Here is a 13,103-nt window from a genome sequence, read left to right on the forward strand (position 1 = left end):
CCTACAGAGCAGTTCTGTCCGGTCGGGACAACGCGGGTGTCCAGAGAGGCCAACTACAGTGCGGCGCATGCCCATTCGCCACCTCGCCGCCGTGACCCTCTCGCTCGCCGTCGCCCTGGGCGCCACCGGGTGCAGCGGGGACGAGCCCCGGGCGGTGCCCGCGACGCCGGGTCCGACCTCGACCGACCCCGTGATCCAGCCCGGTCTGCCGGGGGAGCCGAACGCGACGCTCAGTGGCAGGGCCGCGGCGACCGCCGGCCCCAAGGCGACCGTGGCACCCGGCGACGTCTCCTTCTTCCAGGACATGATCGTCCACCACGCCCAGGCGATCGTCATGGTCGAGACGGCGATGCCGCGTCTCACCGACACCCAGGTCAAGGCGATCGCCTCGCGCATCGCCGACGAGCAGGACCCCGAGATCACGTACATGGCCAAGTGGCTCACCGACCGCAAGCAGGAGGTGCCGCCGCAGGCGACCAACCCCCGGCTCGCGGACCACGCGCACGACGGGATGCCCGGCATGGCGACGGCAGCGCAGCTGACCGGGCTCGCGAAGGCGTCGGGGGTGGCCGCGGACCGGATGTTCCTCACCCTCATGACCGCGCACCACGAGGGCGCGCTGGACATGGTCGGCACCCACGGGGACGTCGCCGGCGAGGAGCCGGTGAGCGAGATGGCCGCCGAGATCAACGTGACCCAGCTCAAGCAGATCCAGCAGATGCAGACGATGCTCCAGCGCCTGACCTGACCCCCCGGACTCAACTCGCCAATTCCCCCGTTGGGGACACGGCGTGTCTGTCCCGAACCGGGGAATTGGCGAGATCGGGACGGACAAGACGGAGGCGGGGTGTGCTGCGAGCTCGCGCTCGCTGCACACCCCGCCGCGTCGTGCGGTCGGGACCCGCGACTGCTCGCCGGTCGGGACCTGCGACTACTCGGTGCCGGTGCTCGTGCCTGCGGTGATGACCGGGACGGCGATGGTCTCGGCCTTGCGGGCACCCGCGAAGGTGAAGGTGTCGTCCTTGCCCTCGCCGGTGGCATCGACCGCGACGATCTCGCCGGCCTTGAGCTCGCCGAAGAGGATCTTCTCGGACAGGACGTCCTCGATCTCGCGCTGGATGGTGCGACGCAGCGGGCGCGCACCGAGCACGGGGTCGTAGCCGCGCTTGGCGAGCAGCGTCTTGGCCGCGGGCGTGAGCTCCATGCCCATGTCCTTGTCCTTGAGCCGCTTGTCGAGCTTGGCGATCTCGAGGTCGACGATCTGGATGATCTCGTCCTGGGTGAGCTGCGGGAAGACGATCGTGTCGTCCACGCGGTTGAGGAACTCGGGACGGAAGTGCTGCTTGAGCTCGTCCGTGACCTTGTTCTTCATCCGCTCGTAGCCGCTCTGGGTGTCCGGGCCGGCAGAGAAGCCGAGGGCGCCCTTGGAGATGTCCCGCGTGCCGAGGTTGGTCGTCATGATGATGACGGTGTTCTTGAAGTCGACCACCCGACCCTGCGAGTCGGTGAGGCGGCCGTCCTCGAGCACCTGCAGCAGGCTGTTGAAGATCTCCGGGTGCGCCTTCTCGACCTCGTCGAAGAGCACGACCGAGAACGGCTTGCGCCGCACCTTCTCGGTGAGCTGACCGCCCTCCTCGTAGCCGACGTAGCCGGGAGGCGAGCCGAAGAGACGCGAGACGGTGTGCTTCTCGCTGTACTCGGACATGTCGAGCTGGATGAGCGCGTCCTCGTCACCGAAGAGGAACTCGGCGAGCGTCTTGGCGAGCTCGGTCTTGCCGACACCCGTGGGCCCGGCGAAGATGAACGACCCACCGGGGCGACGCGGGTCCTTGAGGCCCGCGCGGGTGCGACGGATCGCCTGCGAGAGAGCCTTGATGGCGTCGTTCATGCCGACGACCCGCTTGTGCAGCTCGTCCTCCATGTGGAGCAGCCGCGAGGACTCCTCCTCGGTGAGCTTGAAGACGGGGATGCCGGTCGAGGCCGCGAGGACCTCCGCGATGAGCTCCTCGTCCACCTCGGCGACGACGTCGAGGTCGCCGGACTTCCACTCGGTCTCACGCTGCTGCTTCTCGAGACGCAGGTTCTTCTCGTCGTCGCGCAGGCGTGCGGCCTTCTCGAAGTCCTGGCCGTCGATGGCCGACTCCTTCTCGCGCACGACCATCGAGATCTTCTCGTCGAACTCGCGCAGGTCCGGCGGTGCGGTCATGCGGCGGATGCGCAACCGGGCGCCGGCCTCGTCGATGAGGTCGATGGCCTTGTCGGGGAGGAAGCGGTCGTTGACGTAGCGGTCGGCCATGTTGGCCGCCGCGACGAGCGCGCCGTCGGTGATCGAGACGCGGTGGTGCGCCTCGTAGCGGTCGCGCAGGCCCTTGAGGATCTCGATGGCGTGGGCCAGCGTCGGCTCGGCCACCTGGATCGGCTGGAAGCGACGCTCGAGGGCGGCGTCCTTCTCGATGTGCTTGCGGTACTCGTCGAGCGTGGTCGCACCGATGACCTGGAGCTCACCACGGGCCAGCATCGGCTTGAGGATCGACGCGGCATCGATCGCGCCCTCGGCCGCCCCGGCACCGACGAGCGTGTGGATCTCGTCGATGAACAGCACGATGTCGCCGCGGGTGCGGATCTCCTTGAGCACCTTCTTGAGGCGCTCCTCGAAGTCACCGCGGTAGCGGCTGCCGGCGACGAGCGCGCCGAGGTCGAGCGTGTAGAGCTGCTTGTCCTTGAGCGTCTCGGGCACCTCGCCGCGCACGATGTCCTGGGCGAGGCCCTCGACGACGGCGGTCTTGCCGACGCCGGGCTCACCGATGAGCACCGGGTTGTTCTTGGTGCGGCGGGACAGCACCTGCATGACCCGCTCGATCTCCTTCTCACGCCCGATGACCGGGTCGAGCTTGCCCTCGCGGGCAGCCACGGTGAGGTTGCGACCGAACTGGTCGAGCACGAGCGAGCCGGCGGGGGCGCCCTCGGCGGGGCCACCCTGGCCGACGCCGGCCGTGGCGCCCTCCTTGCCACCCTGGTAGCCCGAGATGAGCTGGATGACCTGCTGGCGGACCCGACCGAGGTCGGCGCCGAGCTTGACGAGGACCTGGGCGGCGACTCCCTCGCCCTCGCGGATCAGGCCGAGCAGGATGTGCTCGGTGCCGATGTAGTTGTGCCCGAGCTGGAGGGCCTCGCGCAGCGACAGCTCGAGGACCTTCTTGGCGCGCGGGGTGAACGGGATGTGACCGGTCGGGGCCTGCTGGCCCTGGCCGATGATCTCCTGCACCTGTTCGCGGACGGCGTCCAGCGAGATCCCCAGGCTCTCGAGGGCCTTGCTCGCGACTCCCTCACCCTCGTGGATGAGACCGAGCAGGATGTGCTCGGTGCCGATGTAGTTGTGGTTGAGCAGCCGCGCCTCTTCCTGGGCGAGGACGACCACCCGGCGGGCGCGGTCGGTGAACCGTTCGAACATGGTGCTGGCTCCTGACTGATGTGAGTCACCTCGATGCTATCCCCGCTGCCTGTATGCCGGACGCCCCAGTTCACATGAGTCGCGCGGCACGCAGCGGCGAGGTGTGTCATGCCGTCCAACGCGGCATACCCATCCGGTGTTCCACGCCTGAGCCCAGGGCGCTCATGTTCGCTGTGGGCAGAGCGACCGGGGGCCTGCGCGGGACCGGCCACAACACGGACCGGCCCCGGGCAGGGCGCGCGGACCACGGGGCCGCTGGTGGTGGCGCCGGTCGGCGGGGCGGAGGCGTGGGCAGAGGCGCCCCTGAACGCCCGGCCTCGACGGCCCCTGCCCGCGCCCGACCGGCACCGACCGGTCCAGTGTGCCGACGCGCTGGGGCCGGCCGCCACCGAATTTCCGGGCTTGCGTCTGCGTGGATGGTCAGAAACCTCACCATCCATGCAGACGCAAGCGAGGGCGGCGGGCAAGGGCGGGCGGCGGGCAAGGGCGCGGCGGCGGGGGCGGGGGGTCAGCCGCGACGTTGGCAGTTGCCGCACCAGAAGAGGTTGCGGCCGGCGACCACCTGCGTGCGGATCCGGGAGCCGCAGACGTGGCAGGCCTCGCCCTGCCGCTTGTAGACGTAGGAGTCGCGCGAGGTGAGCCGCACCTCCTCGCCGGACTCGAGCGCCCGGGCCACCTCGTCCACCTGCTCGTGGACGGTGACGATCTTGCTCGTGGCGACGCCGAGCGGGAGGAGGGCGACGAGGTCGGCCCAGATGGCGCGCCACGTCCGGCGCTGCAGCTTGTTGCCCGGGCGGAACGGGTGCACGCGGAGCCGGAAGAGGACCTCGGAGCGATAGACGTTGCCCACCCCGGCGAGCACGGCTTGGTCCATGAGCAGCTCGGCGACCGGCTTGGACGAGCGGTGGATCCGCGCCCACGCGAGGTCGGGGTCGGAGCGGGGGTCGTCGGGGCGCAGCGGGTCCGGTCCGAGACGCGCGAGCACCTCGTCGACCTTCTCGTGCGTCACGACGTCGCACACCATCGGGCCACGCAAGTCGGCGACGTGCTCGTCGGTGGCGAAGCGGCACCGGACCTGGCCGACCACCGGCAGCTCACCGACATACGAGGTCGTGTCGATCGTGAAGGTGCCGATCAGGCCGAGGTGCACCCACAGGACCCGGTCGCCGGCGAACTCGACGAAGAGGTGCTTGCCCCACGACGTAGCCTCGAGGACCTCGTGGCCCGACAGGAGCGCGGCGCCGCCGGCGAACTTGCCCTGCGGGCTCGTCACGGAGGGCGAGGTGCCGCGGAAGGCGGTGTCGAGGTCGCGGGCGAGCGCGTAGAGGGTGTGGCCTTCGGGCATGCGCCCATCCTGCGGCACGCAGCCGACGACGGGTCGACCGAGGTCAGGAGGCCTTCTTGGTCGCCTTCTTGGCCGTAGTCTTCTTCGACGCCGTCTTCTTGGCCGTGGTCTTCTTCGCAGCTGCCTTCTTCGCCGGCTTCGGCTCGGCGTCGCTCTTGGCAGCCGAGGGCGCCTCCCCGCGGGAAGCCTTGGCCTTCTCCACGGACTTGGCCAGTGCCGCCAGCAGGTCGACGACCTCGCCGGACTCCTCAGCCTTCGCGGCCGGGGCGCGGACCTCGCCGCCCTCGACCTTGGCGCGGACGAGCTCCTGGAGGGCGATCGCGTAGTCGTCCTCGTAGTCGTCGGCCTCGAAGTCGCCGGCGAGCTGCTCGATGAGGAGCTTGGCCATCGCCATCTCCTTGTCGGTGGCGTCGCCGGCCTCCTCGACGTGGGCGAAGTCGGGCGTGCGGATCTCGTCGGGCCACAGCATTGTCTGCATGACGATGACGCCGTCACGCACCCGCAGCACGGCCATCGTCATCCGGGTGCGGATCGAGACCGTGACGATCGCCATCCGGCCCTCGGACTCCAGGGCCTCGCGCAGCAGGACATAGGGCTTGGTCGCCGTCTTGTCGGGCTCGAGGTAGTAGCTCTTGTCGAGGAGCATCGGGTCGATCTGCTCCGTCGGCACGAACTTCTCGACGTTGATCTCCTTGGACGACTTGCTCGGCAGGGCCGTGAAGTCCTCGTCGGTGAGGATGACCATGTCGCCGTCCTCGGTCTCGTAGCCCTTGGCGATGTCGTCGTAGGCCACCTCCTCACCGTCGATGCTGCACGTCCGCTTGTACTTGATGCGGCCGCCGTCCTCGCGGTGCACCTGACGGAACTGCACGTCATGGTTCTCGGTCGCCGAGTAGAGCCGTACGGGCACGTTGACCAGCCCGAACGACACCGCGCCCTTCCAGATCGCACGCATGGAACCACTGTATGCCGGGTGCTCACCTCGCAGGGTGCGTCGTCACCAACCGACGGCGTACCCGAGGGACATGACGAGGAGGTAGACCCCCACGGGTGCCAGGGTCACGAGGAGCCCGAGGCAGGCGACGACGAGGGTCCAGCCGACCACGCCCCTGGCGATGCGCCCGCGGGGCGACCAACGCAGGTGCAGCTCACCGACGACCCAGACCAGTGCCACCGGCGCGAGGACGACCGTCGCGGCGATGAGGGCGAACGAGACACGCGTCCCGACAGGTCCGACACGGTCACTGATGGCGCCGGCGGCGAGGAACACGGCGACGAGGGCTCCCGCGAACAGCAGGGCGCGGGGCAGGTTGCTGCGCGTGCGCCTGACCCCCGCCATCGCCATGGGGCCATTCCACACCCTCGACGTCGGGTTCGGCGAGGATGGCCGCATGCAGCCCATGCTCGCCTCCGTCGCGGACGGCATCCCCACGGGGCCGGAGTGGGTGCACGAGGTGAAGTGGGACGGCATGCGCGTGCTCGCCGACGTGCGCGACGGGCGTCTCGTGCTGTCGAGCCGCACCGGGCGCGACGTCTCGGTGAGCTTCCCCGAACTGCAAGGGCTCGCCGAGACCTACGACGACCTGCTGCTCGACGGGGAGGTGGTCGCCCTCGACGGGGGGCTGCCCTCCTTCGGCGCCCTCGCCGAGCGGATGCACGTGTTGTCGCCGCGCCGGGCGGCGCAGCTCGCGACGACCCGACCCGTGACGTTCATGGCCTTCGACCTGCTGCGGCTGTTCGGGTCCGACCTCACCGGCCAGCCGTGGTCGGCGCGCCGCGAGCTCCTCGAACGCCTCGAGCTGCGCAGCTCCGCCTGGCAGGTACCGCCGGTCTACGACGACGGCGAGGAGCTCTTCGAGGCCACGCGCGACCAGGGGCTCGAAGGCGTCGTGAGCAAGCGGCGGTCGTCCCCGTACGCCGCGGGGCGCCGCTCCGCGGACTGGCGCAAGTCCCCGCACCGGGCGACGCTGTCGGTCGTCGTCGGCGGGTGGCGCCCCGAGGTCGGGACGACGAACCGGATGGGCGCCGTGCTCGTCGGCACCCCGGACGGTGAGGGTGGATGGGCGTATGCCGGCCGCGTCGGAGCCGGGCTGGCAGGCACCGCCGGAGCCCGGCTGTGCACGCTGCTCGCGTCGTCGCGGCGCGACCGCTCCCCGTTCTCCACCGACGTCCCCCGCGAGGACGCCGCCGGCGCCACCTGGGTCGAGCCCCGGGTCGTCGTCGAGGTGCAGTCGCTGGGACGCGGCTCGACCGGGAAGCTGCGCCAGCCGGCCTACCTCGGACTCCGCACCGACCTGACACCCGACGACCTGCACGAGGTGAGCGATGGCTGAGAAGTACGTCCCGGAGATCACCCGCGTCGAGGTCGAGGGGCGCACGCTCAAGCTTTCGAGCCTGGGCAAGGTCATGTACCCGTCGACCGAGACGACCAAGGCCGAGGTGCTCAACTACTTCGCCACGGTCGGCCCGATCCTGTTGCCGCACCTCGCCGCCCGCCCGGTGACGCGGGTGAGGTGGCCGCACGGCGTGGCCGACCAGAGCTTTTTCGAGAAGAACCTGCCGAGCGGGGCCCCGTCGTGGCTGCCGCGGGTCAGGGTCGACGACGTCACCTACCCGCTCGTGGGCGACCTCGCCGACCTGACCTACCTCGTCAACCTCAACTCGCTCGAGGTCCACGTGCCGCAGTGGACGGTCACCGAGGACGGAGACATCGAGAACCCCGACCGGCTGGTCGTCGACCTCGACCCGGGCAGCCCGGCGGGCCTCAAGGAGTGCGCGCAGGTGGCGCTGCTCCTGCGGGAGCGGCTCGACGCGCTCGGCCTCACGCTCCACCCCGTGACGTCGGGCAGCAAGGGGATGCAGCTCTACGCGTCGCTGGGCGGTGACCTCACGAGCGACCAGGTCCGTGACCTCGCGCAGCAGCTCGCCCAGGAGATGACGAAGAAGCACCCGGACCTCGTCCTGTGGAAGATGACCAAGTCGCTACGGCCGGGAAAGATCTTCCTCGACTGGAGCCAGAACGTCGCCGCGAAGACGACGATCAGCCCCTACTCGCTGCGGGGTCGGGAGCTGCCCTGCGTCGCTGCCCCCCGGACGTGGGACGAGGTCGAGGCGGGCGCTGCGGGCAGGACGTTCGAGCAGGTGATGTTCGACGACATGCTCGAGCGGCTCGACACCCACGGCGACCTCATCGCCGACCTCCTCTGAGCGCTGCTCCCGCCCGCCGTCGGCGGCACCGGCGGCACCGGCGGCCCGACGGCCGCGGGCTGCCCGAGCTCACCGCCGGGGCACACCGCGCCCACAGGCGGGTCATGGGAAGGCGCAGCAGGGTTTCGGGCATGGAGCCGAACCAGCCCCCCGCCCGGATCCGCCCCACCCGCGTCCTCGGCGCGCTCGCCTCGGCTGCTGCGGTGGCCGTCCTCGGCGCCGGGGCCCTCACCCCGGCCGCGGCCCAGGCTGCGGGGGTGGCCACCGGCGTGCGCCTCGCGGCGCCGCCCCCGGCCGTGCCGTTGGCCGACCCGGCGTCCCTCCCGACCGTCGGCGCGAGCGGCGCCACGGTGACCTACCGCGTGCGTGGTGGTCAGCTCGGGCGCATCTGAGCCGGTCGCGAGGCGCCGCGAGCGGCCCTGCCCAGGGCCACGCCGACCACGGCGGGCACGAAGGACATCACCGCCAGGAAGAGCCACAGCACGAACATCTCCTGACGCCCGGTCCAGTCGGGTGCGGTCCGGTTCACCGCCCACAACGCCACGGTCATCGTCACGGGGACGACGACCGCGACGACGGCCCATCTGGTCACGAGCACGCCGACCGCCGTCTCTCGCCGGTAGCCGTCGACGAGGGCCCAGAGGAACGACAGGGCCACGAGGACCGCGAAGACGATGAGACCCGCGCCGATGTTCGCGTCACCCTCGTCGGAGCCGCCGGCGGCCATCACGAGAGCCAGGTGTCCGGCAACGGCGGCGACGGTGACTCCCAGGGACCTTCGGATGACGTTCATGACTCCACGGTCCTCTCCGTCGCCGGCGGCGGCATGAGTCCGGCCACTCAGCCCGGCGCGGGGCTGCGCGGGCACCCGGCGCACTCGTGGCAGCCGGGCAGCGCGTAGATGAAGCAGCACGACCGGCGCTCGACCGCGGGTGCGGACCTCCCGTCGATGGAGGCGCGGGCCTCGCGCAGCGCCATCTCCCACAGGTCCTCGACCATCCCGAGGCGCTGCTGGCTGGAGATCTTCACCGCCGACGGGTAGCCCTGCGCGATCGCCGTCGCCAGACCTCGGTATGCCGTCCGCGCACTCGCGATGCGCTCCTCCACCTCGGGCGTCGCCGTCCTCACGGAGAGGAAGCCGAGGCGATGCGGGTAGTGGCCGGGTGCGAGGTCGCAGGAGATGCGCGCGTCCTCGAGGGTGCCGAGGTCGATCTGCCACGGACCGCTCAGGGCGGCGAATGCGGACAGCTGGGCGGGAATGCTCAACAGGTGCTGGAGGACGAATGCGGCGGCGACCTGCGGAGGTGACGGGACGGCATACAGGCGGCTGTTGTGCGTCGTGAGCGCTCCCTGCCACTGCTCGGCATTGGCAAAGGCGCTGGTCAGGGGCGTGGAAAGGCGTTCTCCACCGACAAAGGAAAGATATCCGTGGTGATGTGACATGAGTGAGGCGACGGCACCCGTATCCGGTGCCGTCGCCTCGTGGAGACCTCGTGGGCTCAGCGGTTGGCCTTGTCGTAGGCCTCTTGCACGGCCGCCGGAATTCGTCCGCGCTCGCTCACGTCGTGGCCGTTCTGACGAGCCCATTCGCGGACTGCGGAGACGTCCTTGCGGCGTGTGCCACCGCCGCTGCCGCTGCTTGCCCGACCCGAGGCCTTGCGGCCGCCGGAGCGGCGGGCGTGCCCGACCCACGTGGCGAACTCGTCGCGGAGCTTGGCCGCGTTGGTCGCGTTGAGGTCGATCTCGTAGGTGACGCCGTCGAGGGCGAACGTCACCGTCTCGTCTGCATCGCTGTTGTCGATGTCATCGACGAGCAGCACCTGGACACGCTGTGCCATCTGACAATTCCCTTCACACGCCGAATAAGACGAAAAGGAGACTATCAGTGCGATTGGTCCTCGGTGGATTCATTCTCCGATTCCCACTGGCTTTGCGCGATTCGCTCGCGCCGGTCGCCCTCGAGGATGCTCTTCATGAGGAAATAGAAGAGGACGGCCACGACAATCGTGGGCAGGATGGCGGCCAGATATGGCCAAATGGTGTCCCACATGATCATGCCTCCGGCTTGAGGTGGGGAAAGAGAATGGTCTCGCGAATGTTGGCGCCCGTGAAGAGCATGACGAGCCGGTCGACGCCGAGGCCCAGACCGCCCATGGGTGGGGCGCCGTACTCGAGCGCGCGAAGGAAGTCCTCGTCGAGCTGCATCGCCTCGGGGTCGCCGCCCGCGGCCCGGGACGACTGCTCGGTGAGGACCTGGCGCTGGATGACGGGGTCGATGAGCTCGGAGAACCCGGTGCCTCGCTCCACGCCGCCGATGACGAGGTCCCACGCCTCGATGAGGCCGGGCTCGCTGCGGTGCGGACGCGCCAGCGGCTGGGCGCTCGCGGGGTAGTCGCAGAGGAAGGTCGGCTGCAGCAGCGTGGGCTCGACCAGCTCACCGAGGAGCTCGAGGAAGACCTTGTCGCGGTCCCACCCGGGGTCGACCGAGACGTCGTGCTTCGCCGCGAGGGCGCGCAGCGTGTGGGCGTCGGTGTCGAGGGTGACGCTCTCGCCGACCGCCTCGCTGACGGCCTCGTGGACCGGGAGCCAGCGCCACTCGCCGTCGAGGTCGATGGTGCCCTGGTCGGTCTCGACCCGGCGGGAACCGTGGGCGTCCGCCGCCGCGAGGTAGAGGTCCTGGATGAGCCGGGCGATGGTCGTCTGGTCGCCCCACGCCTGGTACGCCTCGAGCATCGTGAACTCGGGGGAGTGGGTGGCGTCGACGCCCTCGTTGCGGAAGATGCGCCCCATCTCGTAGACGCGGTCGATGCCTCCGACGACGGCCTTCTTGAGGTTGAGCTCGAGGGCGATGCGCAGCGTCATCTCCTGGTCGAACGCGTTGAGGTGGGTCCGGAAGGGCCGGGCCGCCGCGCCGCCGTGGATGAGCTGGAGGATCGGGGTCTCGACCTCGAGGTAGCCCTGGCGCTCGAGCTCGCGACGCATGGCGCTGAGGATGCGCGCCTTCGTGCGCACCATGTCGCCCGCCTCCTGGCGCACGATGAGGTCGGCGTAGCGCTGGCGCACCCGGCTCTCCTCGGAGAGCTCCTTGTGCAGGACCGGCAGGGGGCGCAGGGCCTTGCTCGCCATGCTCCAGCTCGTCGCCATGACGGACAGCTCGCCGCGGCGGCTGCTGATGACGCGGCCGTTGACCGCGACGTGGTCGCCGAGGTCGACGTCCGCCTTCCAGGCGGCGAGGGACTCCTCGCCCACCTCGGCGAGGCTGAGCATGACCTGGAGCCGGATGCCCTCGCCCTCCTGGAGGGTGGCGAAGGCGAGCTTGCCGGTGTTGCGGACGAAGACGACCCGGCCGGCGACGGAGACGACGTCGTCGGTCTCCTGCCCGGTCTCGAGATGACCCCACTGCTCACGCACCTCGGCGAGGCCGTGGGTCCGCTCGACCCACACCGGGTATGCCGGTGTGCCGGCGTCCAGCAGGCGCTCGCGCTTCTCGCGTCGGATGCGCTGCTGCTCGGACAGGTCCGAGTCGGGGGGCGTCATCGTCGCGGTGGTGGTGTCGCTGGGGGTCTCGCTCACGCCCTCAAGGGTACGAGGGGCCGCTGGGTGCTCCGGACCGGCGTCAGGGCGCCGAGTGGCGTCAGTGCGTCGAGTGGCGCCGGATGCGGATGGACGGCGGATGAGCGAGGCTCTGGCCCACGACGCAGTAGCGCTCGGTGGCCACGGCGAGCTTCGCGAGCTCGGCGTCGGTGGCGTCGGTCGTGAGGCTCGCGGTGATCGTCAGGCCGAGGATGCCGACGGGAGCGGTGCAGTCGACGCCGAGCGTGCCCCGGGCGTCGAACTCCGCCTCGGCGGACAGGGCGGCGGCGCTGACGGCCAGGCCCATGGACGTCGCGACGGCGCGCATCGTCACCCCGGCGCAGGCGATGACGGCCTCGAGCAGCATGTCCGCCGAGCAGGCGTCGTCACCGTCGCCCCCGGTTGCCGCGTGCAGGCCGGCCCGGGTGCGACCGGACCACGTGTCGACGCTCGTCGTCATCCCCGACCCGCGCCAGTCGGCGCGAGCGCCGACCGAGGTGAGGGCGGACTCGGGGTCGCTGCGGTACTGCTCCTTGAGCGGCGCCTGGCGGGAGCGGAGTTCGGTGGCGTCCATGGGCTCGAGTGTCCTCCTCGGGGTCGGGGTCTTCGGCTGGGGTGACGCGGGCGGTCTGCGGCACGTGCGGTTGCGCGGGTGGGGGACCCACCATCCTTCCCCGTTGCTCCTGTGCACTGCTGCGCCGGGCCGCAGCAGTGCCAGTCCCACGCCGGAGGACAGTGCACTGCTGCGCGGGGCGGCAGCAGCGCACAGCCAGAACCGCGGACGGTGTGCGGTGCTGCGCTGGGGTGCAGCAGTGCACTGTGAGGTGCGGGGAGGGTGTGCATTGCTGCGCTGGGGGGCAGCAGTGCACAGCGCGGGCGGGGAAGGTGTGTGGCGGGTCGTCGTCGCCGCCGCCGCCGCGACTGTCCGTCTCAGGAGGCCTCGGGGGTGTCCGGGCCCTCGTCGGTTCCCCGACCCTGCCGGGCGTACCACTCGCGGGCTCGTCGCACCTCCGCCAGCCCTTCGACCACGGTCTGGCGGCGGAACGACGTCAGGGACGCGTTCGGGGACGGCTCACCCCGGTGCCGGGTCCAGTTCCAGGTCGAGGTGGCGTTCTCGGCGCACAGTTCGAGGTGGGCCGGGAAGCGCCGGTCCGCCCGATCCAGGACGTGCTCGGCCGGGTCGTCCCACGCGGCCCAGCGGTCGGGCTCGAGGTCCCGAAGCACGAGCTCGAACCCGAGCGCCCTCGCCACCGACACGACCTCCTCGAAGCCGTCGGGCACCCGGCCGCTCTCCCACCGCCCCACCTTCGCCCGGTCCCACGAGAGAGCGTCGGCCAGCGCCCGCTGGCTCAGCCCCAGTCGCCGTCGGGCGAGCCGCATCATGGCTCCGACGGCCTCACCGTTCATGCCCGTCCCGACGGGCCCGTACCGATCCATCCGGCCAGCCCAGCCGACGCAGGGCCAGCACACCAGCGCGCAGGCGTGCCGCTGTGGACGACCCAGGGCCGCCACCCGACGTGTGGACGC

At 70.8% G+C, this 13,103-nt stretch carries 15 protein-coding genes; 4 read left to right on the plus strand and 11 right to left on the minus strand.

The window, feature by feature from the left end; translation table 11 throughout:
* Positions 1–67: 67 nt before the first annotated feature.
* Positions 68–748: a DUF305 domain-containing protein gene (locus AC3EU2_RS07825; protein ID WP_488179139.1), complete on the plus strand. Its 681-nt coding sequence runs from the start codon at positions 68–70 to the stop codon at positions 746–748.
* A gap of 183 nt (positions 749–931) precedes the next feature.
* Here the strand turns inward: AC3EU2_RS07825 and AC3EU2_RS07830 are convergent, their stop codons facing one another.
* From AC3EU2_RS07830 to AC3EU2_RS07845, 4 genes are all read right to left on the minus strand, one after another.
* Entirely contained in the window at positions 932–3,451 is a 2,520-nt protein-coding gene (locus AC3EU2_RS07830) for an ATP-dependent Clp protease ATP-binding subunit (RefSeq protein ID WP_488179140.1), read from the minus strand.
* A 508-nt stretch (positions 3,452–3,959) separates the two neighbouring features.
* Entirely contained in the window at positions 3,960–4,796 is an 837-nt protein-coding gene (locus tag AC3EU2_RS07835) for an Fpg/Nei family DNA glycosylase (protein WP_488179141.1), read from the minus strand.
* A gap of 43 nt (positions 4,797–4,839) precedes the next feature.
* Positions 4,840–5,751, minus strand: a complete 912-nt coding sequence (ku, locus tag AC3EU2_RS07840; RefSeq protein ID WP_488179142.1) for a non-homologous end joining protein Ku — start codon at positions 5,749–5,751, stop codon at positions 4,840–4,842.
* 42 nt (positions 5,752–5,793) lie between these two features.
* On the minus strand, positions 5,794–6,141 hold the full coding sequence (locus AC3EU2_RS07845) for a hypothetical protein (RefSeq protein WP_488179143.1): 348 nt from the start codon (positions 6,139–6,141) through the stop codon (positions 5,794–5,796).
* A 46-nt stretch (positions 6,142–6,187) separates the two neighbouring features.
* Between AC3EU2_RS07845 and ligD (AC3EU2_RS07850) the strand changes: the two genes are divergently transcribed.
* The 3 genes from ligD (AC3EU2_RS07850) to AC3EU2_RS07860 all read left to right on the plus strand — a co-directional run bounded on the left by ligD (AC3EU2_RS07850) (position 6,188) and on the right by AC3EU2_RS07860 (position 8,395).
* Positions 6,188–7,129 (plus strand): non-homologous end-joining DNA ligase, encoded by a 942-nt coding sequence (gene ligD / locus AC3EU2_RS07850; RefSeq protein WP_488179456.1) that lies wholly within the window; start codon positions 6,188–6,190, stop codon positions 7,127–7,129.
* Complete coding sequence (gene ligD, locus AC3EU2_RS07855) at positions 7,122–8,003, plus strand: non-homologous end-joining DNA ligase (RefSeq protein WP_488179144.1); 882 nt, start codon at positions 7,122–7,124, stop codon at positions 8,001–8,003. The genes ligD (AC3EU2_RS07850) and ligD (AC3EU2_RS07855) overlap by 8 nt, the downstream gene beginning before the upstream one ends.
* Before the next feature lie 131 nt (positions 8,004–8,134).
* Positions 8,135–8,395 (plus strand): hypothetical protein, encoded by a 261-nt coding sequence (locus AC3EU2_RS07860; RefSeq protein ID WP_488179145.1) that lies wholly within the window; start codon positions 8,135–8,137, stop codon positions 8,393–8,395.
* Here the strand turns inward: AC3EU2_RS07860 and AC3EU2_RS07865 are convergent.
* From AC3EU2_RS07865 to AC3EU2_RS07895, 7 genes are all read right to left on the minus strand, one after another.
* A complete protein-coding gene (locus AC3EU2_RS07865; RefSeq protein WP_488179146.1) occupies positions 8,377–8,796 on the minus strand; it encodes a hypothetical protein in 420 nt (139 codons plus the stop codon). The genes AC3EU2_RS07860 and AC3EU2_RS07865 overlap by 19 nt on opposite strands.
* 47 nt (positions 8,797–8,843) lie before the next feature.
* A complete protein-coding gene (locus tag AC3EU2_RS07870) occupies positions 8,844–9,446 on the minus strand; it encodes a (2Fe-2S)-binding protein (protein WP_488179147.1) in 603 nt (200 codons plus the stop codon).
* A 56-nt stretch (positions 9,447–9,502) separates the two neighbouring features.
* Positions 9,503–9,841 carry a histone-like nucleoid-structuring protein Lsr2 gene (locus tag AC3EU2_RS07875; RefSeq protein WP_488179148.1) on the minus strand — a complete coding sequence of 113 codons (339 nt, stop codon included), beginning with the start codon at positions 9,839–9,841 and terminating at the stop codon, positions 9,503–9,505.
* 44 nt (positions 9,842–9,885) lie between these two features.
* The gene (locus tag AC3EU2_RS07880) at positions 9,886–10,059 is read right to left on the minus strand and encodes a lysyl-tRNA synthetase (RefSeq protein ID WP_488179149.1); all 174 of its coding nucleotides are present in this window, start codon (positions 10,057–10,059) and stop codon (positions 9,886–9,888) included.
* Positions 10,056–11,540, minus strand: a complete 1,485-nt coding sequence (lysS, locus tag AC3EU2_RS07885) for a lysine--tRNA ligase (RefSeq protein WP_488179457.1) — start codon at positions 11,538–11,540, stop codon at positions 10,056–10,058. The genes AC3EU2_RS07880 and lysS overlap by 4 nt, the downstream gene beginning before the upstream one ends.
* Before the next feature lie 97 nt (positions 11,541–11,637).
* Complete coding sequence (locus tag AC3EU2_RS07890) at positions 11,638–12,150, minus strand: OsmC family protein (protein ID WP_488179150.1); 513 nt, start codon at positions 12,148–12,150, stop codon at positions 11,638–11,640.
* A 356-nt stretch (positions 12,151–12,506) separates the two neighbouring features.
* A complete protein-coding gene (locus AC3EU2_RS07895; protein WP_488179151.1) occupies positions 12,507–13,013 on the minus strand; it encodes a helix-turn-helix domain-containing protein in 507 nt (168 codons plus the stop codon).
* Positions 13,014–13,103 lie beyond the last annotated feature (90 nt).

The organism is Knoellia sp. B-D-2 (assembly GCF_057714695.1).